Source organism: Pseudomonas brassicacearum subsp. neoaurantiaca, from assembly GCF_013608025.1.
GTDB lineage: Bacteria > Pseudomonadota > Gammaproteobacteria > Pseudomonadales > Pseudomonadaceae > Aquipseudomonas.
The window spans coordinates 35,038-58,673 of the sequence record NZ_VDLV01000007.1 but is presented as its reverse complement, the minus strand read 5'-3'; the positions used below and the strand labels follow the sequence as shown (position 1 = coordinate 58,673).

21 protein-coding genes are annotated in these 23,636 nt (G+C 59.7%); 17 read left to right on the top strand and 4 right to left on the bottom strand.

Going from position 1 to position 23,636, the window contains the following annotated elements:
- The 12 genes from atpD (at nucleotide 1) to FHK92_RS05225 (ending at nucleotide 14,287) form a co-directional block, all read left to right on the top strand.
- Nucleotides 1–1,377 (top strand): F0F1 ATP synthase subunit beta, encoded by a 1,377-nt coding sequence (gene atpD / locus FHK92_RS05280; RefSeq protein ID WP_003187186.1) that lies wholly within the window; start codon nucleotides 1–3, stop codon nucleotides 1,375–1,377.
- A gap of 45 nt (nucleotides 1,378–1,422) precedes the next feature.
- Complete coding sequence (locus FHK92_RS05275) at nucleotides 1,423–1,848, top strand: F0F1 ATP synthase subunit epsilon (RefSeq protein ID WP_030139035.1); 426 nt, start codon at nucleotides 1,423–1,425, stop codon at nucleotides 1,846–1,848.
- A gap of 115 nt (nucleotides 1,849–1,963) precedes the next feature.
- Nucleotides 1,964–3,331 (top strand): bifunctional UDP-N-acetylglucosamine diphosphorylase/glucosamine-1-phosphate N-acetyltransferase GlmU, encoded by a 1,368-nt coding sequence (gene glmU / locus FHK92_RS05270; RefSeq protein WP_181287155.1) that lies wholly within the window; start codon nucleotides 1,964–1,966, stop codon nucleotides 3,329–3,331.
- A gap of 208 nt (nucleotides 3,332–3,539) precedes the next feature.
- Nucleotides 3,540–4,316: a DeoR/GlpR family DNA-binding transcription regulator gene (locus FHK92_RS05265; protein WP_181287154.1), complete on the top strand. Its 777-nt coding sequence runs from the start codon at nucleotides 3,540–3,542 to the stop codon at nucleotides 4,314–4,316.
- A gap of 1 nt (nucleotide 4,317) precedes the next feature.
- A complete protein-coding gene (gene glmS / locus FHK92_RS05260) occupies nucleotides 4,318–6,150 on the top strand; it encodes a glutamine--fructose-6-phosphate transaminase (isomerizing) (protein WP_181287153.1) in 1,833 nt (610 codons plus the stop codon).
- A gap of 526 nt (nucleotides 6,151–6,676) precedes the next feature.
- Nucleotides 6,677–7,648 (top strand): tripartite tricarboxylate transporter substrate binding protein, encoded by a 972-nt coding sequence (locus tag FHK92_RS05255; RefSeq protein WP_181287152.1) that lies wholly within the window; start codon nucleotides 6,677–6,679, stop codon nucleotides 7,646–7,648.
- 75 nt (nucleotides 7,649–7,723) lie between these two features.
- Complete coding sequence (locus FHK92_RS05250; RefSeq protein ID WP_181287151.1) at nucleotides 7,724–8,197, top strand: tripartite tricarboxylate transporter TctB family protein; 474 nt, start codon at nucleotides 7,724–7,726, stop codon at nucleotides 8,195–8,197.
- Between the two features lie 9 nt (nucleotides 8,198–8,206).
- On the top strand, nucleotides 8,207–9,727 hold the full coding sequence (locus tag FHK92_RS05245) for a tripartite tricarboxylate transporter permease (RefSeq protein ID WP_030139041.1): 1,521 nt from the start codon (nucleotides 8,207–8,209) through the stop codon (nucleotides 9,725–9,727).
- A 68-nt stretch (nucleotides 9,728–9,795) separates the two neighbouring features.
- The gene (locus FHK92_RS05240; RefSeq protein WP_181287150.1) at nucleotides 9,796–10,950 is read left to right on the top strand and encodes an L-talarate/galactarate dehydratase; all 1,155 of its coding nucleotides are present in this window, start codon (nucleotides 9,796–9,798) and stop codon (nucleotides 10,948–10,950) included.
- A 13-nt stretch (nucleotides 10,951–10,963) separates the two neighbouring features.
- Complete coding sequence (locus FHK92_RS05235) at nucleotides 10,964–12,397, top strand: FAD-binding oxidoreductase (protein WP_181287149.1); 1,434 nt, start codon at nucleotides 10,964–10,966, stop codon at nucleotides 12,395–12,397.
- Nucleotides 12,398–12,576: 179 nt separating this feature from the next.
- Nucleotides 12,577–13,038, top strand: coding sequence for a helix-turn-helix domain-containing protein (locus tag FHK92_RS05230; RefSeq protein ID WP_181287148.1), 462 nt, complete (start codon nucleotides 12,577–12,579; stop codon nucleotides 13,036–13,038).
- The gene (locus tag FHK92_RS05225; RefSeq protein WP_181287147.1) at nucleotides 13,031–14,287 is read left to right on the top strand and encodes a type II toxin-antitoxin system HipA family toxin; all 1,257 of its coding nucleotides are present in this window, start codon (nucleotides 13,031–13,033) and stop codon (nucleotides 14,285–14,287) included. The genes FHK92_RS05230 and FHK92_RS05225 overlap by 8 nt, the downstream gene beginning before the upstream one ends.
- 3 nt (nucleotides 14,288–14,290) lie before the next feature.
- Here the strand turns inward: FHK92_RS05225 and FHK92_RS05220 are convergent, their stop codons facing one another.
- Together FHK92_RS05220 and FHK92_RS05215 are read right to left on the bottom strand one after the other, a co-directional pair.
- Entirely contained in the window at nucleotides 14,291–14,998 is a 708-nt protein-coding gene (locus tag FHK92_RS05220) for an NUDIX hydrolase (protein ID WP_181287146.1), read from the bottom strand.
- A complete protein-coding gene (locus tag FHK92_RS05215) occupies nucleotides 14,988–15,545 on the bottom strand; it encodes an adenylyltransferase/cytidyltransferase family protein (RefSeq protein WP_181287145.1) in 558 nt (185 codons plus the stop codon). Before FHK92_RS05215 ends, FHK92_RS05220 begins: the two co-directional genes overlap by 11 nt.
- A 180-nt stretch (nucleotides 15,546–15,725) precedes the next feature.
- Here FHK92_RS05215 and FHK92_RS05210 point away from each other — a divergent pair, with 180 nt between their 5' ends.
- From FHK92_RS05210 to nudK, 4 genes are read left to right on the top strand one after another with little or no spacing between them, the layout of a single operon-like run.
- Nucleotides 15,726–16,373, top strand: a complete 648-nt coding sequence (locus tag FHK92_RS05210) for a nicotinamidase (protein ID WP_181287144.1) — start codon at nucleotides 15,726–15,728, stop codon at nucleotides 16,371–16,373.
- Nucleotides 16,374–16,382: 9 nt separating this feature from the next.
- Entirely contained in the window at nucleotides 16,383–17,612 is a 1,230-nt protein-coding gene (gene pncB, locus FHK92_RS05205; protein ID WP_181287143.1) for a nicotinate phosphoribosyltransferase, read from the top strand.
- A gap of 1 nt (nucleotide 17,613) precedes the next feature.
- Nucleotides 17,614–18,447, top strand: a complete 834-nt coding sequence (nadE, locus tag FHK92_RS05200; protein WP_181287142.1) for an ammonia-dependent NAD(+) synthetase — start codon at nucleotides 17,614–17,616, stop codon at nucleotides 18,445–18,447.
- A gap of 39 nt (nucleotides 18,448–18,486) precedes the next feature.
- Nucleotides 18,487–19,083, top strand: a complete 597-nt coding sequence (nudK, locus tag FHK92_RS05195; protein WP_181287141.1) for a GDP-mannose pyrophosphatase NudK — start codon at nucleotides 18,487–18,489, stop codon at nucleotides 19,081–19,083.
- Here the strand turns inward: nudK and ftrA are convergent.
- A complete protein-coding gene (gene ftrA / locus FHK92_RS05190) occupies nucleotides 19,040–20,053 on the bottom strand; it encodes a transcriptional regulator FtrA (protein WP_181287140.1) in 1,014 nt (337 codons plus the stop codon). The two genes, nudK and ftrA, sit on opposite strands and share 44 nt — an antisense overlap.
- A gap of 130 nt (nucleotides 20,054–20,183) precedes the next feature.
- Here ftrA and FHK92_RS05185 point away from each other — a divergent pair, with 130 nt between their 5' ends.
- Nucleotides 20,184–21,173 (top strand): aspartate-semialdehyde dehydrogenase, encoded by a 990-nt coding sequence (locus FHK92_RS05185; protein WP_181287139.1) that lies wholly within the window; start codon nucleotides 20,184–20,186, stop codon nucleotides 21,171–21,173.
- A 34-nt stretch (nucleotides 21,174–21,207) separates the two neighbouring features.
- Here the strand turns inward: FHK92_RS05185 and FHK92_RS05180 are convergent, their stop codons facing one another.
- The gene (locus tag FHK92_RS05180) at nucleotides 21,208–23,421 is read right to left on the bottom strand and encodes an LTA synthase family protein (protein WP_181287138.1); all 2,214 of its coding nucleotides are present in this window, start codon (nucleotides 23,419–23,421) and stop codon (nucleotides 21,208–21,210) included.
- Nucleotides 23,422–23,636 lie beyond the last annotated feature (215 nt).

Here is a 23,636-nt window from a genome sequence, read left to right as displayed (position 1 = left end):
ATGAGTAGCGGACGTATCGTTCAAATCATCGGCGCCGTTATCGACGTGGAATTCCCACGCGACAGCGTACCGAGCATCTACGACGCCTTGAAGGTTCAAGGCGCCGAAACCACCCTGGAAGTTCAGCAGCAGCTGGGCGACGGCGTGGTTCGTACCATTGCGATGGGCTCCACCGAAGGCTTGAAGCGCGGTCTGGACGTCAACAACACTGGCGCAGCCATCTCCGTACCGGTCGGTAAAGCGACCCTGGGCCGGATCATGGACGTACTGGGCAACCCGATCGACGAAGCTGGCCCGATCGACACCGAAGAGCGCTGGGGCATTCACCGTCCTGCGCCAACCTTCGCTGAACAGGCTGGTGGCAACGAGCTGCTGGAAACCGGCATCAAGGTTATCGACCTGGTTTGCCCGTTCGCCAAGGGCGGTAAAGTCGGTCTGTTCGGTGGTGCCGGTGTAGGCAAGACCGTAAACATGATGGAACTGATCCGTAACATCGCCATCGAGCACAGCGGTTATTCCGTGTTCGCCGGTGTGGGTGAGCGTACTCGTGAGGGTAACGACTTCTACCACGAGATGAAGGATTCCAACGTTCTGGACAAAGTGGCACTGGTCTACGGCCAGATGAACGAGCCGCCGGGAAACCGTCTGCGCGTAGCCCTGACCGGCCTGACCATGGCCGAGAAGTTCCGTGACGAAGGTAACGACGTTCTGCTGTTCGTCGACAACATCTACCGTTACACCCTGGCCGGTACCGAAGTATCCGCACTGCTGGGCCGTATGCCTTCGGCAGTAGGTTACCAGCCGACCCTGGCTGAAGAGATGGGCGTGCTGCAAGAGCGCATCACTTCGACCAAGCAAGGTTCGATCACCTCGATCCAGGCGGTATACGTACCAGCGGACGACTTGACCGACCCGTCGCCAGCGACCACCTTCGCTCACTTGGACGCCACTGTCGTTCTGTCCCGTGACATCGCTTCCCTGGGTATCTACCCAGCGGTAGATCCACTGGACTCGACTTCGCGCCAGCTGGACCCGAACGTGATCGGCCAGGAGCACTACGACACCGCTCGCGGCGTCCAGTACGTGCTGCAGCGCTACAAAGAGCTGAAGGACATCATCGCGATCCTGGGTATGGACGAGCTGTCGGAAGCCGACAAGCAGTTGGTAAACCGTGCTCGTAAGATCCAGCGCTTCTTGTCGCAACCGTTCTTCGTGGCTGAAGTCTTCACCGGTGCCTCGGGCAAATACGTTTCCCTGAAAGACACCATTGCTGGCTTCAAAGGCATCCTCAACGGTGACTACGACCACCTGCCAGAACAAGCGTTCTACATGGTCGGCGGCATCGAAGAAGCGATCGAGAAAGCCAAGAAACTGTAATCCCGGCGCCCGGAAACGGGCGCTAATTTAGGTTGAGGCAATCAGATGGCTATGACAGTCCATTGCGATATCGTCAGTGCGGAAGGGGAAATCTTCTCCGGTCTGGTCGAGTTTGTGGTTGCGCACGGTGAGCTGGGTGATCTTGGTATCGCCCTGGGTCACGCACCGCTGATCACCAGCTTGAAGCCAGGTCCGATTACTCTGACCAAGCAGGGCGGGGACAGGGAGGTGTTCTACATCTCCGGTGGTTTCCTCGAGGTTCAGCCGAACATGGTCAAGGTTCTTGCCGACACCGTGCAACGTGCTGCCGACCTGGACGAAGCCTCTGCTCAGGAGGCCGTCAAGGCCGCCGAGAAGGCTCTGCATGAAAAAGGCGCGGACTTCGATTACGGTTCTGCTGCCGCACGTCTGGCCGAGGCCGCAGCCCAGCTGCGTACCGTCCAGCAGATCCGCAAGAAGTTCGGCGGCTAAGCCGTCTGCTTCCTGTGCGATTGATTAAAAAGGGTAGCCTCGGCTACCCTTTTTTCTTTTTCCGACATTCATCATCTGGTCACAGCCGCTGACCACCCAGGATTGGTAGCCAGTCATGTCTCTCGAAATCGTTATTCTCGCGGCCGGTCAGGGCACCCGCATGCGTTCGGCGTTGCCCAAGGTGTTGCACCCGGTCGCCGGTAATTCCATGCTTGGTCATGTTATCCACAGCGCGAGGCAACTTGATCCACAGCGCATCCACGTGGTGATCGGCCATGGTGCCGATGCGGTGCGGGAACAGCTGGCGGCGGATGATCTGAATTTTGTCCTGCAAGACAAGCAACTCGGCACCGGCCATGCGGTGGCCCAGGCCGTGCCGTTCATCACGGCTGACACGGTGCTGATTCTCTACGGCGACGTGCCGCTGATCGAAGTCGAAACGTTGCAGCGCTTGCTCAAGCATGTTGCGCCACAGCAGCTAGGTCTGTTGACGGTCGAGCTGGATGATCCGACCGGATACGGCCGCATCGTGCGCAATGCTGAAGGCCAAGTCACGGCGATTGTCGAGCAGAAGGACGCCAACGAAGCCCAGCGCGCGATCACCGAAGGCAATACCGGCATTCTCGCGGTGCCGGCTGAGCGCCTCGGCGATTGGATGAGTCGTCTGTCGAACAACAATGCCCAAGGCGAGTACTACCTGACCGACGTGATTGCCATGGCCGTTGCCGATGGGCTGGTGGTCGCCACCGAGCAGCCGCTTGATGCCATGGAAGTGCAGGGCGCAAACGATCGCCGGCAACTCGCCGAGCTGGAGCGCCACTACCAATTGCGTACATCTCGCCGTCTGATGGCTCAAGGCGTGACCCTGCGCGACCCGGCGCGTTTTGACGTACGTGGTGAAGTCAGCGTGGGTCGCGATGTGGTCATCGACATCAACGTCATTCTCGAAGGCAAGGTTGTCATCGAAGACGACGTGGTCATCGGCCCTAACTGCGTCATCAAGGACAGCACCCTGCGCAAAGGCGTGGTGGTCAAGGCCAACAGCCATCTTGACGGCGCCGTCATGGGAGAGGGCAGTGATGCCGGTCCGTTTGCGCGCCTGCGTCCCGGTACCGTGCTGGAAGCCCGAGCGCATGTGGGTAACTTCGTCGAGCTGAAGAATGCCCACATGGGCGAGGGCGCCAAGGCCGGACACCTGACCTATCTGGGTGACGCTGAAGTTGGCGCTCGCACTAACATTGGCGCCGGTACCATCACCTGCAACTACGACGGCGCCAACAAGTGGAAAACCGTGCTGGGTGAAGACGTCTTCATTGGCTCCAACAATTCCTTGGTGGCGCCTGTGGATATCTCCAGCGGTGCAACCACGGCGGCAGGTTCGACCCTTACTCAGAATGTGGATAACGGCCAATTGGCTGTGGCCCGGGCGCGCCAGCGCAATATCGATGGCTGGAAGCGACCGGAGAAGATCAAGAAGCCCTGAAGTTATCCACAATCCCGTCTGTGGGAGCGAGCCTGCTCGCGAATGCGGAGCGTCAGTCCATAGTGTTTTTACTGACGCACCCTTTCGCGAGCAGGCTCGCTCCCACAGTGCCGCGTAATTTCTGAATTTTTCTGCTGGCGCCTTGACGACATCGCTTCAATAGGTTTTGATTGCTTACGTTATCTTTCGAATCGAAACTTAAGCCGCCATGTCAAAGCGCAACACACCACAGCGTCGCCACAATATCCTTGCCTTGCTTCAGGAGCAGGGCGAAGTCAGCGTGGATGAATTGGCCAAGCGCTTCGAAACCTCCGAAGTTACGATTCGCAAGGATTTGGCCGCGTTGGAAACCAACGGTCTGCTGCTGCGTCGCTACGGTGGCGCAGTGCCGATGCCGCAGGAACTGGTGGCCGATAACGCCCAGGCCGTTTCCAAGTACAAACAAGCCATTGCCCGGGCCGCCGTGAAGCGGATCCGCGAACATGCGCGCATCATCATCGACAGTGGCAGCACCACTGCCGCCATGATCCCTCAACTTGGCAATCAGCCGGGGCTGGTGGTGATGACCAATTCCCTGCATGTCGCCAATGCCTTGAGCGAGCTGGAGCATGAGCCGGTGTTGTTGATGACCGGCGGTACCTGGGATCCGCATTCCGAGTCTTTTCAGGGCCAAGTCGCCGAGCAAGTGCTGCGTTCCTATGACTTCGACCAGTTGTTCATCGGTGCCGACGGTATCGATCTGGCGCGTGGCACAACCACTTTCAACGAACTGCTGGGCCTGAGCCGGGTAATGGCTGAGGTCGCCCGCGAAGTGATCGTGATGGTGGAGGCCGACAAGATCGGCCGCAAGATCCCCAATCTGGAACTGCCGTGGAGCAGCGTCCATACCTTAATTACCGATGAACGCTTGCCCGTGGAGGCACGCGATCAGATCCAGGCCCGCGGCATCAATGTCATCTGCGCGTCTGTCAGCCAGGAGAAATAGCATGTGTGGAATTGTCGGCGCCGTTGCTGAACGCAACATCACGGCCATCCTGCTTGAAGGCCTCAAGCGTCTCGAATATCGCGGCTACGACAGTGCCGGCGTGGCGGTGTTCACCAATGATGAGACGCTCGAACGCATGCGTCGTCCGGGCAAGGTCAGCGAGCTGGAACGAGCGCTGGACGCTGAGCCGTTGATCGGTCGCCTAGGCATCGCCCACACCCGCTGGGCCACCCATGGCGCGCCGTGTGAGCGTAACGCCCATCCGCATTTTTCCGGCGACCTGGCGGTGGTGCACAACGGCATCATCGAGAACTATGAAGCCTTGCGCGAACAGCTCAAGGCACTCGGCTATGTGTTCACCTCGGACACCGACACCGAAGTCATCGCCCATTTGCTCAGCCACAAGCTCAAGGATCTGGCGGACCTGACCGTGGCGCTCAAGGCCACGGTCAAGGAACTCCATGGTGCTTATGGCCTGGCGGTGATCAGCGCCAAACAACCGGATCGCCTGGTCGCGGCGCGCAGCGGCAGCCCGTTGGTCATCGGCCTGGGTCTTGGCGAAAACTTCCTGGCGTCCGACCAACTGGCGCTGCGCCAGGTCACTGACCGCTTTATGTACCTGGAAGAGGGCGATATCGCCGAGATTCGCCGCGACAGCGTGCAGATCTGGGACCTCAATGGCAAAAGCGTCGAGCGTGAAACCGTGCAGTACCGCGACGGCGCCGAAGCCGCCGACAAAGGCGAGTTCCGCCATTACATGCTCAAGGAAATCCATGAGCAACCGGCCGTTGTGCAGCGCACCCTCGAAGGTCGCCTGAGCCAGGAACAAGTGCTGGTCCAGGCCTTTGGCCCCCAGGCAGCCGAGCTCTTCGCCAAGGTTCGCAATGTACAGATCGTTGCTTGCGGCACCAGTTACCACGCCGGCATGGTTGCGCGTTACTGGCTGGAAGAGCTGGCCGGTATCCCGTGCCAGGTCGAGGTCGCCAGTGAGTTCCGCTACCGCAAGGTGGTCGTGCAGCCCGACACCCTGTTCGTGACCATCTCTCAATCGGGCGAAACCGCTGACACCCTGGCCGCCCTGCGCAACGCCAAGGAGTTGGGTTTCCTCGCCAGCCTCGCAATCTGCAACGTCGGCATCAGCTCGCTGGTGCGTGAGTCCGACCTGACGCTGCTGACCCAGGCCGGTCGTGAAATCGGCGTGGCGTCGACCAAGGCGTTCACCACGCAACTGGTGGGCCTGCTGTTGCTGACCCTGTCCCTGGGCCAGGTGCGCGGCACGTTGGCGGAAGGCGTCGAGGCCAAGCTTGTAGAAGAGCTGCGCCGCTTGCCGGCTCGCCTGGGCGAAGCCTTGGCGATGGACAGCACCGTCGAGAAAATCGCCGAGCTGTTCGCCGAGAAGAACCACACCCTGTTCCTGGGTCGTGGCGCCCAATTCCCGGTGGCGATGGAGGGGGCCTTGAAGCTCAAGGAAATCTCCTACATTCACGCCGAGGCCTACCCGGCGGGTGAACTCAAGCACGGCCCGCTCGCGCTTGTGGATAACGACATGCCAGTCGTCACCGTGGCGCCGAACAACGAGCTGTTGGAAAAGCTCAAGTCCAACCTGCAGGAAGTGCGCGCCCGTGGCGGCCAGTTGGTGGTTTTCGCGGACGAGAAGGCTGGCATGACTAATGGCGAAGGTACCCACGTGGTGCACATGCCACATATCCACGACATCCTGTCGCCGATCCTTTACACGATCCCGCTGCAGTTGTTGTCCTACTACGTGGCCGTGCTCAAGGGCACCGACGTGGACCAGCCGCGTAACCTGGCAAAATCGGTAACGGTTGAATAACTGCGTGGCGCGGCGGCACAGTAGTCTTCCAGCCTGACGGTTGGAGCCTGGCCCGCTGACCGAACTAACCCCCTGAATCCAGGGGGTTTTTTATTGCCGCGATTAAAAGGGTCTCGCCGTTTGGATCAGCAAGGAAATCCGAATTCGAGCTTTTTACCCAACCCTGTTCGTCGTATTCCCGGGGAGTCGCGGAACAACTGCGTTGACAACATGGGGTAGAGGTGATGATATCCAGTCATACGACAACGTATGACATCAAAAAATAATAAAAACCAAAAGGTGCAGCCATGTCTTCTGCATTTGCCGCCCAGAGAGGGCGCAGTCCATCGGTCTCACGCTTTAACGCCGTGCGCCGGACGCTTTCTTTCCTATCCCAGGAGCCCCGAGCGGGCTCGCAGCTACTGCCAAACTTCTCGATTTACACACCCAAGCGCCTTCGCCTGTCCCTTCAGGCGTTACCACCAGGCGTGTCCGTTTCTCGTTCAGCTTCAATCCCCCAATGAATGGCAGCACCCGGAGAACAATAATGAAGAAAACACTCTGCGCCTCTTTGATCGCCTCGTTTCTGAGCCTCACCGCCGGCACCGCAATGGCCGCCGACGCCAGCAACTGGCCAAGCCGTCCGGTGCAAGTGGTGGTGATCGCCAACGCCGGCGGTGACACCGATTTCAACGCAAGGATGATGGCCAAATACTTCACCAAGGTCACTGGCAAGACCATGGTTGTCACCAACATGGCCGGCGGGGGCGGGACGATTGCTGCCGATGCGGTCAAGAGCGCGGCGCCGGATGGCAACACCATTCTGTTTACCCACACTGGCCAGTTGATCGTCAACGAGGTGGCTGGACTGTCCGAAGACCGCTTCGATGCGTTCGATATCTCCTGCATCGCCGGCGTCGACAAAGGCGCGGTGTTCGTCTCGGCGAAAAGCTCGGGCATCGACACCCTCGACCAGTTGATCGAGAAGGCCAAGGCCAAGCCCGGCACCATCACTTACGGCACCGAGATGGGCAACTTCTCGCACCTGCAAGGCCTGATGTTCGAGAAGCTCGCCGGCGTGAAACTGAAAATGGTCGACAGCGGCACCGTGTCCGAAAAAATCGTCGCCTTGCTGGGCAAGCGCATCGATCTGGGCGCCATCAGCTATGGCTCGGTCCAGGACTATATCTCCAGCGGCAAGATGAGCGCCCTGGGCCAGCCCAACGCCGAACGCAACGCGCTGCTGGGCGACGTCAAGACCTTCAAGGAGCAAGGCGTCGACCTGGTCCTGGACAAGCCTTACGTTGTCGCTTTCCCGAAAGGCACTGACCCGGCCATCGTCAAGAAAATGGCCGACACCATGAAAAAAATCACCGAAGAGCCGGAATACGCCGAGGAGCTGAAGAAGTCGTTCAAGCAGCCGGTCAGCTTCCAGGGCACCGAAGAAGCCATCGCCACGTTGAACAAGACCCGCGACAACTTCATGCAGTTCAAGGACGAGATGCGTAAAGCCAAATAATTTTGCGTAACGGTTCGGGCGCGTGCCGCGCTGGCAGGCGTCCGATCCCCGTCCTTATCAATGACAGGAGCCTGTATGGATTCCTACAAAAGAAACGAGCTGATCGCCGGCCTGGCGATGCTTGGCGCCGGCGTGGCTTATCTGGTCCTGACCATGAACCTGCCGCGTCGCGGATCGATCGATGCCGCGTTTGTGCCGTGGGTGCTCGCCGTCTCGTTGTGCCTGCTGGGCGCATTGCAGTTGTGGATGTGGCGAAAGCTGCCGGATAAACGCGCCGAACCTTCGGAAAAAACCGAGGCGATCGACTATCCAACCGTCTTCAAGACCTTGGCATTGGTGCTGCTCTACACGGCGCTGATGGAGCCGGTGGGTTTCCTGATCACGACCGCGCTTTATCTGTATGTCCAGTTCATCGTGCTGACCCCGGCGGATCAGAAGGTCAAGCACCTGCGATACGTGCTGATCGCCGTCGTCTCGGCGGTCCTGATCTTTTACATCTTTCGTCATGGTTTCGACTTGCTCCTGCCAGTCGGTCTATTGGATTTCTAGGGGACGGCCATGATTGAGCTCATGCAAACAGGCTTCGCAGCCGTACTGACACCCTACGTCTTTCTCCTGATCACCCTCGGCGTCGCGGTGGGGATCGTTTTTGGTGCGGTGCCCGGGCTGTCGGCCACCATGGCAATCGCGTTGTGCTTGCCACTGACTTATTCGATGGGACCAGGCCCTGGCCTGGCGTTGTTGGTGGCGCTGTTCGTCGGCGCCACCTCGGGAGGGCTGATATCGGCGATATTGCTCAACATACCGGGTACGCCGGCCTCCATCGCGACGACGTTCGATGGCTGGCCGCTGATGAAACAAGGCCATGGCGTCAAGGCCCTTGGGATTGGCGTGGTGTTCTCGTTCCTCGGCACGATCTTCAGTATTGCGGCGCTGATGTTTATCGCTCCGATCCTGGCGGAACTGGCCCTGAGCTTTGGGCCGCACGAATACTTCTCCATCGCGATCTTCTCGCTGACGTTGATCGCTACGCTGTCCACCGGCTCGCTGGTCAAAGGCTTGTTTGCCGGTGCCTTGGGTTTCGCCTTCTCCACCGTGGGTATCGCCCCGGTCGAGGCGATCCGTCGTTTCACCTTTGACTTGCCAAGCCTCAATGGCGGCTTCGCCATGCTGACCGTGATGATCGGTATGTTCGCCGTCGCCGAAGTGCTGAAGTTCGCCGAGAGCGCGCGCTTGAGCCACCGGGCCAAACCCCAGCACGTCAGCATGAAAGGCGTGAAAGGTTTTGGTTTCTCGATGAAAGAGTTTGTCGGCCAATTGCCTAATGCCACCCGTTCTTCGTTGATCGGCCTGGGCATCGGCATCTTGCCCGGCATCGGTGCCGGCACGTCGAATATCGTCTCTTACATTGTGGCGAAGAAACGTTCCAAGACGCCGGAGGAGTTCGGCAAAGGCAAGATCGACGGCGTGGTCGCCAGCGAAACGGCAAACAATGCGGGTATCGGCGGCGCGATGATTCCTCTGCTGACGCTGGGCATTCCCGGCGATACCACCACGGCGGTCATGCTCGGTGGCTTCATGATCCATGGCATCCAGCCCGGCCCCCTGCTGTTCATCAGCCAGGCACCGTTGGTCTACACGATCTTCGCCGCGCTGATCCTCGCTTCCGTGCTGATGCTGGTGCTCGAGTTCTACGGCCTGCGCATGTTCATCAAGCTGTTGGCGGTGCCCAAGCACATCCTGCTGCCGATTATCCTGGTGCTTTGCGTGGTCGGTGCCTTTGGCCTGAACAGCCGGATCTTCGATGTCTGGGCGGTGCTGCTGTTTGGCTTGTTGGGGTACGGGTTCGTCAAAAGTGGTTTGCCGATCGCACCGTTCATCATCGGTTTCATCCTCGGGCCGATGGCCGAAACCAACTTGCGCCGAGGCCTGATGCTGTCCGATGGCAATTTCGGCGGCTTCCTGACCAACCCCATTTCGGCAGGCTTCCTCATCCTGGCCGCCGCCTCCATTTCCTGGCATTTGGTGACGGTCATTCGCAACCGCAAGAGTGCTGCGATTGAACTGATGCGCAGCTAGCCCACCGCATTGGCTGCTGCAACACGCCCGTGTTGCAGCAGCCAAACCCAAACGTTCGGAGCATAGCCATGCAAGACACGCCTCAACTGTCCGCCGACGACGACCGCATTGCCTGGGTGCGCGTGGCCTCGGTTTACCTGCCGTTGGCCAACCCCATCAGCGACGCCAAGGTGCTGACCGGCCGGCAAAAGCCAATGACCGAAATCGCCATTCTGTTTGTGGAAATCGAAACCAGGGACGGCCACCATGGCCTGGGATTCAGCTACTCCAAGCGCGCTGGCGGCCCGGGGCAATTCGCCCACGCCCAGGAAGTCGCCCCCAGCCTCATCGGCGAAAACCCCAGCGACATCTCCAAACTGTGGGACAAACTCTGCTGGGCGGGTGCCTCGGTGGGGCGCAGCGGCCTGGCGACCCAGGCGATCGGTGCATTTGATGTTGCCTTGTGGGACTTGAAAGCCAAGCGGGCCAATCTTTCGCTGGCGCGCTTGCTCGGCGCTCATCGCGATTCTGTCCAGTGCTACAACACGTCGGGTGGATTCCTCCATACACCGCTTGATCAACTCATGCTCAACACCGACATCTCCAGGGAAAAAGGCATCGGCGGGATCAAGCTCAAGGTCGGCCAGCCTGACCAGGCGCTGGATCTGCACCGCGTCAGCAGCATCCGCAAACATTTGGGGGATGACTTCCCCTTGATGGTCGATGCCAACCAGCAATGGGACCGACCTACCGCGCAGCGCATGTGCCGACGCCTCGAGCCGTTCAACCTGGTCTGGATCGAGGAACCGCTGGATTGCTACGATGCCGAAGGTCATGCCGCGCTGGCCCAGCAATTCGACACGCCGATCGCCACCGGTGAAATGCTCACCAGCGTGGCCGAGCACTGGGAGTTCATCAAGCTGCGCGCGGCCGATTACCTGATGCCCGACGCGCCCCGTGTCGGCGGCATCACCCCTTATCTCAAGGTCCAGGCATTGGCCGAGCAAGCGGGGCTGATGATCGCCCCGCACTTTGCCATGGAACTGCATATCCACCTGGCCGCCACCTACAGCCGCGAGCCTTGGGTGGAACATTTCGAATGGCTGGAGCCGCTGTTCAACGAACGTATGGAAACCCGTGATGGGCGCATGTTGGTGCCCACCCGGCCTGGCCTTGGACTGTCCTTGAGCGAGCGCGTGGCGGGCTGGACGGCTGGTCAGGCCGAGTTCGGGCAGCGTCCATAACCGGGGGGAAGAGATGTCATCGTTGAGCGATCAAGTGCTCCAGCGCATCGAGCAAGTGGTCGGGCAAGCGGGATTGGTGCGCGACCCTGAATTGATGCACAGCTATCTGACGGACTGGCGTAACGCCTATCAAGGCCAGGCCGCGCTGGTGGTGCGCCCGGCCACGACTGAAGAAGTGGCCGAGGTTGTGCGCATCTGCCATGACGCCCAGGTTGCCTTGGTGCCCCAGGGCGGCAACACCGGCTTGTGTGGCGGCTCGATCCCCGATGCCTCAGGCAGCCAAGTGGTGTTGTCCTTGACCCGGATGAAGCGCATCCGTGAAATCGACCTGGCCAATGAAACCATTACGGTCGAGGCCGGGGTAATCCTGCAGCAACTGCAAGAGGCCGCCAGCCAGGCCGATCGTCTGTTCCCGCTGTCGTTGGGCGCGGAGGGCAGTTGCTCGGTGGGCGGCAATCTGGCGACCAACGCCGGCGGCACGGCGGTGCTGCGCTACGGCAACATGCGTGAGTTGACCCTCGGCCTGGAAGTGGTGCTGCCGGACGGCCGCGTCTGGAACGGTTTGCGGGGCTTGCGCAAGGACAACACCGGATACGATCTCAAGCATTTATTCATCGGCTCGGAGGGGACGCTGGGCATCATCACCGCGGCGGTGCTGAAACTGTTTCCGGCAACCCACAGCACGGCGACAGCCTGGGTCGCGCTGCCTTCGCCGCAAGCGGCGGTGGACTTGATCGGTCATATCCGCAGCCTTTGCGCCGATCGCCTGACGGGCTTCGAAATGATGTCGCGCCAGAGCCTGGATTTCGTCCTGGACCATGTGGCCGGCTGCACGGATCCCCTGGAAGCGAAGCACCCTTGGTACGCCTTGATCGAACTGCGCGACACGGTCCCCGATGCGCCTTTGGCGCTGTTGCTGGAAAACGGCCTGGCCCATGCCTTCGAGCGCGGTTGGGTTATCGACGCGGTATTGGCCAGCAGCCAGGCGCAGGCCGCCGCGCTGTGGGCGCTGCGCGAAGGTATTTCCGAGGCGCAGAACCATGAAGGCCCCAGCCTCAAGCATGACATCAGCGTACCCGTGAGCCGCATACCGGAATTCATCGAGCGCACCGATCGCGCGCTGCAACAGGACTTTCCGGGCGTGCGCATCGTTTCCTATGGCCACATGGGCGACGGCAATTTGCACTACAACATCAGCAAGCCGATCGGCGACGCAGACGCCTCGTTCAAGGCGCGGGACCAGGCGATCATGCAGGTCATCTACCGGATGACGAGTGCCTTCAACGGCAGCATCAGCGCCGAGCATGGCCTGGGACAAGCCAAGCCTGAGGCGGCGGCTCGCTTCAAGGATCCACTGGAGATCGAGTTGATGCGGGCCATCAAGCGCACATTGGACCCGGCGGGGCTGATGAATCCGGGCAAGGTCTTTACTGCCGGGCTGAAGTGATTCAGACGGTCGCTGCTGGCTTCCTGGTCGAGTAAAGACATGCAGAGGTCTGAAAGTATTTATCGATTATTCTATGGGTTGTGAAAAAATACTTTCATATTTAGCTTCATCCAGCGTACTTCGACGATAGCTGTGCTAGTATTTTTTCAAATTAACGAAGAAATTGAAAAAATACTGACATGCCAAAAAAAACAGCACCTCTCATGCCGTCAGCTGAGCGGCTCCTGCGCCAGTTTGGCGAACGGATCGAGCTGGCTCGTAAGCGCCGTAAGATCACTGCGGCGCAAATGGCTGCGCGGGCAGGTATGAGCGCGCCTACGTTGAGGGCCTTGGAGAGTGGCAGCCCTGCTGTGACCATCGGGGCTTACATGTCGGTGTTAGTAGTCCTGGGGTTGGAGAAGGACTTTGAGTTACTCGCACACACGGATGAGTTAGGCCGTGATCTGCAAGATTCTGAATTGAAGAGGCGCTCCACAGTCGAGCACATCAAGCCGAAAGGACAGCTACCTGGTCAATTTCATCGAGATAACCTTATCAGCGTCTCAGCGCAAGAAAACCTCGCTATGTCGAGTGCGGTTGTCAGTCGGAGCCAGACAAGCTCGGAACTGGCTAAGAAGCTTCTAGGGGACGATGATGCCTGAAAGGATTTTCGTCTACGCAGACTGGAATGACACGGCACCGGTACTGCTTGGGACTCTCCACTCTCGAAGATTGGCTGGATCCGAGCGTATGGAGTTCGAATACGCGCAGGCTGCTCTTCAAACGATTCATACCCAGGTTGCGATCGACCCTCGAATTCAACCTTACGAAGGGCGGCAGTATCCAGCGCGAAATTGCTTTGGGTGCGTATCGGATTCCTCGCCTGATCGATGGGGACGGCTGCTGATGGATCGTCGCTTGGAGCGAGATAAGAGAGCCGGCTTTGTATCGCAGGACGCGCGGCTATTTGACTCGGACTACCTTATCGGCGTTCATGACGCTTACCGGGTAGGGGGGCTGCGTTACAAAGTTGAGGAAGAAGGAGCGTTTCTTGACGACCATGTGGAGCAAGCCGCGCCACCAATGGCCCGTATGCGTGAGCTTGAAGAGGCTTCACGTCGATTTGAAGCTGGAGAGGATCGGGGGGCCCATGGTCAGGACTGGATTCGAATGCTCATTGCCCCTGGTGGCTCGTTGGGTGGGGCAAGACCCAAGGCAAGTGTGGTAGACGATGATCAAGCACTCTGGATAGGGAAATTTCCCAGCAATAAGGACACTCACGACGTGGGCGGCTGGGAGATGGTCGTCAATACATTGGGCCAGGGGTGTGGGCTAAATGTTGCTGAAGGAAAAGCGCAACGGTATGGGAGCGAGCATCACTGTTTCATGGTCAAGCGCTTTGACAGAACAGCCAAGGGTGGGCGACTTCATTTTTCTTCAGCGATGACCCTGACGGACCACCAGGATGGTGACGGGCATGAGACAGGGGCGAGCTATCTGGAAATTGCAGAGGTGTTGGTGAGGGAGGGAGCAGCCCCCAACGTAGATCTTCCCGAGCTTTGGCGAAGAATTGTCTTCAACATGCTGGTTTCGAATACTGACGACCATCTACGCAACCATGGTTTCCTGTTGGAGCCAGGACGCGGTTGGCGTCTTTCGCCTGCATATGACATGAACCCTGTCCCTGGCGACACTGGCTTGAGACTAAACGTTTCAGAGGTGGATAACGCCATGGACCTTGATTTGGCAATGAGTGTGGCTGGCTACTTCCGCGTCTCTGCTGACGATGCCAGACAAACCATAGATAGGTTCCGGGGCGTCATCAGTAAATGGCCCAGGATTGCGCGTTATCTTGGAATCTCAGGCAATGAGCAGGAGCGGATGGCGCCAGCATTCACGCTAGCCCGCTAATCCCTACTCCAGAAAACACCGATCAAAAAGGTAAACGCTGGCCGGCTTGAGATTCTCCACCGTGCGTTGCGGCCGCCCGCCGTCGCCGCTTTTCTTGCGGCCGGTTTCCTGCAGATAACCTGCCTCGGTCATTTTCAGCAGACGCTGGCGCATGCTGGTCTTGAGCACCGGACGGCCGAGCACCACGGAGAAAATATCCACCGCTTCCGGCGCGCTGAATTCAGGGCCCAGGAACATCAGCGGCAGGCTGCTGTAGAGGGCTTTGGACAACAATCGTTCCTGAACCGCCGCCACCAGGCTGTTGTGATCGAAAGGGAGTTTGATCGAGGCGTCAGCGACGTCCGTGAGGGGAAAAAATCCCTGGTGTTCGGCGAGCTGGACCGCCTCACTGGCAATCGCCAGGTAGAACGTCGAGGACGACCAGCAGCGTGGATCGCGGAACGCATCGCCGACGGTGCCGACCTGTTCGATCCAGGCCAGCGGCATGCCAACCTTGCTTGAATTGCGCAGGCGCTCCACAGCGTCATTCAGCGTGAGATCTTCGACGTCCCCATTGACCACGATCCCGGGCAACGCCCAATGACCGGCGAACGGCTCGGCTTCCCGTCGGTTCAGGAGGATTTCCAGCGCCTGGGTCTCCCGGCAGAAGCGCAGCACACAAAGGTCGATGGTGTGCAGATAACCGCGCGCGGGGGCTGTGCTAGTGGGCATGTCGATTTCCGTGAGTAGCGTAAAGGTCATAGTTTAACGGGTTCATGCCCGGAGCTATCCAGTCGCTGGGCAGCGGCTTGCCCAAGGCCAGTCGTTCGCGAACCACCGTGCTGCGCACATGGATCTTTTCCTCGACGCAAAGAATGGAAAAGCGCTCCAGCAATTCCTGGCCGCGATAGAAGGTCGTCAGCTGATCCGCGACATCCCGACCTACCACCAACGCGATCCGCTTGCCGTCCAGGGCCAGGCTGTCGGCGAGATGGGCCAGCAGGGTGTAGCTGTAGATGGCGCCTTCAACGCCACGGGCCACGACCTGTTCCACCCGGCTTGCGCGCACTTCGGCGCAGCACAGCGGCTGAACGTTTTCCACGATCGATTCCAGCCACTTCAGGCGAACCTCATAGTCGACCATTTGCTTGCCGTGGGGATGCCGAAAGCTGGGGACCACCAGCACGCGCCTGGCCATGCGTGAAGCCTCGATCATCACCTGGGCATGGCCGGCGTGCGGGGGATTGAAGGCGCCGCCATAAAGCGCAATCTCGAGCATGGCTTATCCTCTTCTGGTACATGACGTGTACTCTACAAGCAAAATCTTTTTGATGTAAACCTGATTTACCCTGTTATCTGTAGAAGGGTTGGTACGGTTAATCAAAAATATTTACGCGACTGGCTTGTCATGAAAGTACATCACATATACTCTCGTGCCCATGAAGAGGAGAGACCCAGCATGAACAGCCTGACCCGGAAAACAGCTTCCTTCGACGTCGACGCGCAAAAGAGCTTCACACCGCTATGCCCTGACGAACTTCCGGTGCCGGGCGGTGACCAGATTGCCGGTGAGCTGAATTTCATCGCATCCCTGGCCAGCCTCCGCATCGGTAGCAAGGACGCCCATTCGCCCATGGCCCCTTGGGTGGTCGCCGATCATTCAAAGATGTTCGTGCCGACCGGGCTTGAACACGCCGACATCACCTGGGTCAGCCACTGCGTTCCAGGCACCGAAGGTTTCGCCTTGCTGGATCAACTGCCGACCCCTTACGACTACGACTATTTCGTCTGGAAGGGCGTCGAGCCGGAATTGCACCCGTACGGCGCCTGCTACCACGACCTGCACGGCAAGCTGTCCACCGGGGTGATCGAGTACCTCAGAGTTCAGCGCGTGGAGCAGGTGATTGTCGGCGGGCTGGCGCTGGATTTCTGCGTCAAGACCACCGCGCTGCAACTGGCCGCCGCTGGCTTCAAGGTGATCATTCACCTCCCGGCCTGCCGAGCGATCAGTGAGGAGGGCGCCATTCAAGCCATTCAGGGCATGCAGCAAGCGGGCGTCGCGGTGGCCGCGACGCGTGAAGAAACCCTCCGCCAGGCAAACGCATAAGGAAGAGACATGGACAGTGCATTCGATACAAACAGCGGCACCATCCAGAGTCTTCTGGATACCGACTACTACACCTTCACCATGATGCAGGCGGTCTTGCACCAGCACCCGAATGTCGAGGTGGAATACCAATTCATCGTCCGTTCCAAGGAGCGGCTCGGTCACCTGATTCCGGATATTCGTGTCGAATTGGAGAAACTGGCCGGGTTGCAACTGCGCGAGGGCGAGCAGCGGTTTCTGTTCAACAAGCGCTTCCGTGAATACCTGACCCCGGACTTCGAACAGTTTCTCGGACTGTTTCGCTTCAATCTGCGCTACATCCACGTTTCGGAGGTCGACGGCCAACTGCACATCCGCGTCCGTGGTCCGATGCTGCACTGCATCATGTTCGAGCAGCCGGTATTGGCGATGGTCAGCGAGCTGCGCAACCGCGAGAAATACCCTGAAGTCGAGCTGGACGACGTGACCCGCAAGCTGTATCAGAAGTTTGAATGGCTGGAGAAGAATGCCAGCCGTGAAGAACTCGCCGAGTTTCGGGTTTCAGACTTCTCCACCCGGCGGCGGCTGTCGTTCAGGGCCCAGCGTGAAGTGGTGAACGTCATGCGCAGCGACTTTCCCGGGGTCTTCGTCGGCACCAGTAACGCTCACTTGGCTTACGAATTCGATCTGCCCCTGATCGGCACCATGGCTCACCAGTGGTTGATGGTGCACCAGCAACTCGGGCGGTTGCGCGAGAGCCAGAACGCGGCGTTGGAAAACTGGGTGCACGAGTATCGCGGCCGCCTCGGTATCGCCCTGACGGACTGCATCAGCACCGATTTTTTCCTCAAGGATTTCGACCTGTACTTTGCCAAGCTCTATGACGGCCTGCGCCAGGATTCCGGTGACCCGATCGTCTGGGCTGACAAGGTGCTGGGGCGCTACCAGGAATTGGGCATCGACCCGCGGACCAAGGACCTGATGTTTTCCGATGGCCTCAATTTTGAAAAATGCCTGCCGATCCTGCGTCACGTTCGCGGCAAGGCCAGGTTCGGTTTCGGCATGGGCACCAGCCTGGCCTGCGATGTCGACGGTGTCGAACCGCTGAGCATCGTCATGAAACTGGTGCGGGTCCACGGCGAGCCGGTGGTGAAGTTCTCCGATGATCCGATCAAGAACGTCTGCGAGGACGCCTCGTTCCTGCGGTACGCCGCTCAAGTGTTCAACGTCGCCCTGATCAATCCACAGTTGGGAGCCTGATATGACTTCGTTTCAGCAAGAACGCATTGCCCGGGAACTGGGCATCGATCGCCAGCTCAGACCGGGCGGCGAAGCCACTGAAATCGCCCGCCGCGTCGAGTTCATCAAGCAGATCCTGCGCGAATCGGGTTGCCAATCCCTAGTCCTGGGGATCAGTGGCGGCGTCGACTCGCTCACCGCTGGCCGCCTGTGCCAGTTGGCGGTGGAGCAATTGCGCAGTGAAGACTACGCGGCGCGATTCATCGCCGTCCGGCTGCCGTACAAGGCCCAGGCCGACGAGCAGGACGCCCAGGCATCCCTGGATTTCATCCGGCCGGACTTGATCACCACCAGCAACATCGCCGCGTGTGTCGACGGCTTGATGGACAGCGTTGCCATCGATGGCCTGCAGCCTTCGGCCGAACTCACCGACTTTGCCAAAGGCAACGCCAAGGCCCGGGCCCGGATGCTGGCGCAATACGCCATTGCCAATTTGAGCAACGGATTGGTGGTCGGCACCGATCATGGGGCAGAGGCGGTGATGGGCTTTTTCACCAAATTTGGCGACGGCGCGTGCGACCTGGCGCCGTTGTCCGGGCTGACCAAGACCCAGGTGAGATTATTGGCTGACGCGATGGGCGCTCCGGCGTACCTGGTGCGCAAGGCGCCGACCGCTGATCTGGAGGACCTGGCGCCCGGCAAGTTGGATGAAGTGGCGTATGGCTGCAACTACGAGGAAATCGATGCGTACCTGATGGGCGAAGAGGTGTCGCCTAAGGCGCGACAGATCATTGAGCGCGCTTACCTCAAGACCGCCCACAAGCGAGCACTGCCCCGCGTTCCGGTATCGTTGTAATAGGTTTAAATGGGGCTTTGGTCTCGAACGGAGTGGAAAATGACCCAGGCAAGCAGCATCAAGGACCGCGTACGCATCAAGCACGTCGAGGTCCTCTCGGACAATTGGTACATCCTGCGCAAGACCACCTACGATTACCTGGGCCGTAACGGCCAATGGCGCGAACTGACGCGCGAAACCTACGACCGCGGCAACGGCGCCACCATCCTGCTTTACAGCAAAGCCAAGCAGACCGTGGTGTTGACCCGGCAATTCCGCTTCCCGGCGTTCGTCAATGGGCACGACGACCTGTTGATCGAAACCTGCGCCGGCCTGCTGGACAACGATGATCCGCAGACCTGCGTCCGCAAGGAAACCCAGGAAGAAACCGGCTATGTCGTCCAGGACGTGCGCAAGGTATTCGAGGCGTTCATGAGCCCGGGCTCGGTGACCGAGCGGATCCATTTTTTTGTCGGGGAATACTTCGACGAAGACAAGCAACACGAAGGTGGCGGGCTTGAGGCCGAGGGGGAGGAGATCGAAGTGCTGGAAATGCCACTCGATCAGGCCCTGGGCATGATCGAGACCGGTGAAATCTGTGACGGCAAGACCATCATGTTATTGCAGTACGCCAAGTTGCATCGGTTGCTGGACTGAATCGGCGGGCCTCAGCGGTACCGAATCTCTCGCGATAGGCTGAGGGCGGTAAACCCACCGCATTGCGGAACGCCGCCCGGAAGCTCTCCACCGACCGATACCCACAGGCCTGGGCGATGCAGGCTGTGCGCTGATCAGTGTTCTCCAGCAGCTCCCTTGCCCGGTTCAAACGCTCTTGTTGCAGCCAGACCTTGGGCGGCAGGCCGGTGATTTCAACAAAGCGCCGCGAGAAGGTCCGCTCGCTCATGGCGACGCGAGCAGCCAGGTCGGACACGTTCAGAGGCTGGTCCAGATGCTCGCGGACCCATTGCAGGATGCGTGTCAGTTCGTTGCGCGGTGACTTATCCACAGGTGCCAAGATGAATTGCGATTGGCCACCGGTTCGTTGCGGTGCCATGACCAGGCGCCGGGCCACCGAGTTGGCGACATGCGTACCGAAATCCCGGGCGATCAGATGCAGGCAGGCGTCAATGCCTGCGGCGCTGCCAGCTGAAGTGATCAACTGCCCGGCATCGACGTAAAGCACGTTCGGGTCAACGGTGATCCGGGGAAATCGCTCGGCCAGCACGGATGAAAATTGCCAATGCGTGGTCGCGGTCTGTCCATCGAGCAGCCCGGTAGCGGCCAGTGCGAACACGCCTGAGCAGATGGACAGTAAGCGAGCGCCGCGGGCATGGGCGCGGAGCAGTGCCTGCAACAGCGCTTCGGGAGGCGGCTCGTGGTGGCTGCGCCAGCCCGGGATGATGATGGTGTGCGCTTGATCGAGGGCTTCGAGCCCGGCATCGACGGCTATTCGAAGGCCTCCCAGCGCATGCATCGGTCCTGGGTCGACGGCAACGATCTGATGGTCGTACCACGGGACGTCCAGCTCCGGACGAGGCAGGCCGAATATCTCCAGGGCGATGCCAAACTCGAATACGCACAGGCCTTCGTAAACGAGGATCGCCACGGTTCCGGGATGAGCGTGCATTTGGCGAAATTCCACCGTTTATTGTCTTGCGCTGCACTGTAGCGGACAGCTTTGCCTTCCTACAATCGTCGCCAGGAAATCGGCGAAACCTCGACGGTGGAACCTCGCAAAGAAGGCAAGGAGAACGAAATTGAAGAAAGTCGCTGTGGTGGGCTGCACGGGTGCAGTGGGCATGACCCTGCTGCAATTGCTCGAAGATACCGATTATGAAGTGGTCTGCATGGCGTCGGGACGTTCGGCCGGAAAGAGCTTGGCGGTGGGTAAGACATGCCATCTGATCGAGCCTTTCTCGATTGAAGGTTGCGCCTCATGCGATGTCGTTTTCCTGTGTGTTTCCGGTACCTTTGCCTTGGAATACGGTGAGCGCCTGGCTGAAAACTCTCATGTGATTGATAACTCCTCGGCGTTCCGTTACCACAACGAGATTCCACTGCTCGTACCGCCAATCAATGGGCGGCGTTACGGGGGTGAGAAACTGATCGCCAATCCCAATTGCTCTTCGGCCATCGCATTGATGGTGCTGGGGCCGCTGCATGACGCGTTCGGGTTGCAGAGCGCGATCATCTCCACGTATCAGGCCGCCAGCGGTGCCGGGCAGCCGGCAATGCTGGAACTGCGCGAGAAGGCCAAATCCTTCAGCGACTACGGCGACCGCGATGACAGCGAGCACTTCGCCCATAACTTGGCATTCAACGTGATTCCCCAGGTCGATTCGTTCGAAGCTAATGGCTATACCCGCGAAGAAATGAAAGTGGTGTGGGAGTTGCGCAAGGTCCTGGACGAACCGGATCTGACGATCAGCACCACCGCAGTGCGGGTGCCGACCTTGCGCTCCCATGCGGAGAGTCTCAGCCTGCGGTTCAACAAACCCATCCCGTCGCTGGACGCGGTGCGAGCGCTGCTGCGCAACGCGCCGGGGGTAGAAGTGGTGGACGAACCCGAGTTCGGTGCTTATCCGATGCCCATGACTTCGACCTACAAGCACGCGGTGGAGGTCGGGCGGATTCGCTACAACCTGGTCTACGGCGAGCATGGGCTGGATTTGTTCATCAGCGGCGACCAGTTGCTGCGCGGTGCGGCGTTGAACGCTTTCGAGATTATGCAATTGATCAGCGATTGACCCAAACGCGTTGCTGTCTTGGCGGCGCGTTTACTCAACTGGATTGGGCCTCGCTGTCGTCCCGCATATCGTCCAGGTATTCCGGCTGGTCCAACTGTTCCGGCAGTTCAGTCACGACACTGAAATCACTGATTTCGATGGCGCCTGTCCCATGACCGAGCAGATGGAAGGAGAACGCCTTGCGTGGCTGCGGGTTATCGAAATGGATGTCCATCACCAGCGGCTGATCGGTGGTCACCTGGACATCGTTGGGCAAATCCATCGGCACGTCCCGCTCGAACTCCTTGGCCTTGAGGGATATGTACGCGGCGTGGTCCGCGTCTACCGCGCGGATGCTCAGGCTGACGCGCGTGCGGGTGCCCTTGGGCATTTCCAGGTACTGGGCGCCGATCAGATTGTCGGTCCAGTCGTTGGACACCTGGGCCGGCAATGGGATCTTTTCCGCGCTGCCGAACTGGTAGCGTTGGTTCAAGGGTGTGGTGAACAGCGTCTGGTCCAGGGCTGTCGCTCGCGCACTGACCAGTCTCGCGCGCTGGCCGCTGTATTGCCCCAGGTAGGTGGCGCTGTCGGCGATGAAACCTTCGCTGCTGTAGTCGAGGCAGTGTTGTTGGAAGTCACACTCGGTGAAGGTGCCCTTGCCATCGTGATAGCGCAGCTTGCCGTTGGTGAACGACATGATTTCCCGGCCCGTCGCGTAGTCCCTGAACATCGAGCGACCGGACAGCGCAGCCGGCACTTCGAAACCGAAATAATCGAGCACCGAAGCCGTCAGGTCGACATGGCCGTGAACCCCTTGCTTGAGGCGCGGCATTGGCTCGGGCGCCAACATGAGATTGAAGCCCCAGGACGATGCCAGGCGTACGTCGTCGATGCCGTGGGATTCATCCGAGGTGATGACCACCAGGGTGTTTTCCAGGATGCCCTGGCGTTCCAGGCCGGCGAGGAAGCTATCCAACGCGTCGTCCAGATAGCCCACGGCGGCCTGCTTGGCGGTGTCGTAGCGCTCCAGGTAATCCTCTGGCGCTGAATAGGGTTGGTGCGTGCCTACCGTCAGCAGCGTGAGCATCCAGGGTTTATCCGCCTGTTGCAGTTGCCCGACGTAATCCAGCGCGCCTTCGAAGAAGGTCTTGTCGTCCTTGCCCCAGGGAAACTCCAGGTAGGCAGGCCGGGTGAACCATTCCATGCCCAGGGTCGTGTCGAAGCCGATGTGCGGCATGATCCGGTCCTTGGCCATGAACCGCAGGCCGGCGCCCTGCAGGAAGTGGGTCGAGAATCCGTTCTGGCGCAATTGGGCAGGCAAGCAGGCCTGGTTGCGCAGGCTCTGGTTGAGCATTTCGACGCCCTTGGGCGTGCCGTTGTCGAGCTTGTCGTAGTCGCCGCACAGCATGGCGTACAGGCCGCGGATGGTCTGGTGGCTGTGCAACACGTAGTCGGGCGTATTCATTCCGCGCTCGGCCCAGGCGCTGAGGCGTGGCATCAGGTTTTCCTGATAGCTGCTTTTCAAGGCCAGGCGATTGGTTTCCAGATAAGCGCCGGGAATGCCTTCCAGGGTGATGACCAGGACGTTGCGCGCGCGGCCCGGCGCGGCGAGCAGCTTTTGCCCTTCAAGATCCAGTCGGGTCAGCCCTTCCATGGGGGGAAGCGGTTCCTCGGTATCGCCAGCGACCCATTGTTGAATGTGCGCCTGGCCGGTGGCGAGGCCTGCCGTCATGAGCTGGTGGGGCAGGTTGAACAGGTTCCACTGGTCCGCCTCGCTGGGCCGCCAGGTTTGCACCGTGCCGTGGGCCAGCAAAAACACCACTGGCAGAGCCCAGGCATGGCGCGACAAGCCGGGCGCCCGGCGGCTCCGATTGATCCAGTGGACCGCCAGCCAGAGCGCCAACGCGACCAGTTGGACGGCGGCGAGCCAGGGATGAGCGAAGCCCCCGCTGGTGGAGTTCTCGACGAATTGCGGGTCGGTCAGGTATTGGATGTCCGACGGCGTTGGCATCCGTCCGACCGCGCTGACCAGCTCGCTGCTGGCCAACATCAGCGTGGTCCAGGCCAACAATAGTGGTAACGCCAGCCACCACGGGCGTCGATGCAGCAATACGATCAGCAAGGTGCCGATGGCGATGTCGGACAGATAGCCCAGCAGGTCGGACCAGCCAAGAACCAGGCGCAGCCCCATGGGGACGAAGAGCACGCATCCGGCCAGCGCGAGGAGGGTCGCGAGTGGATGAGTCAGCGCTCGATAAAAAACTTTCACGGAAACGGGCCTTTTGTTCAAACCAATCCAGCAAACACACAAACCCTGTGGGAGCGAGCCTGCTCGCGAAAACGTCGTATCAGCCAACATCGATATCGGCCCATACAACTTTTCGCGAGCAGGCTCGCTCCCACAGGATTTTGCATTTGGTCATTAAAGAGTCACAAAACTGTGAGGGATGGTACCAAGCGCAGCAGCCATTTTTGGCCCATGAC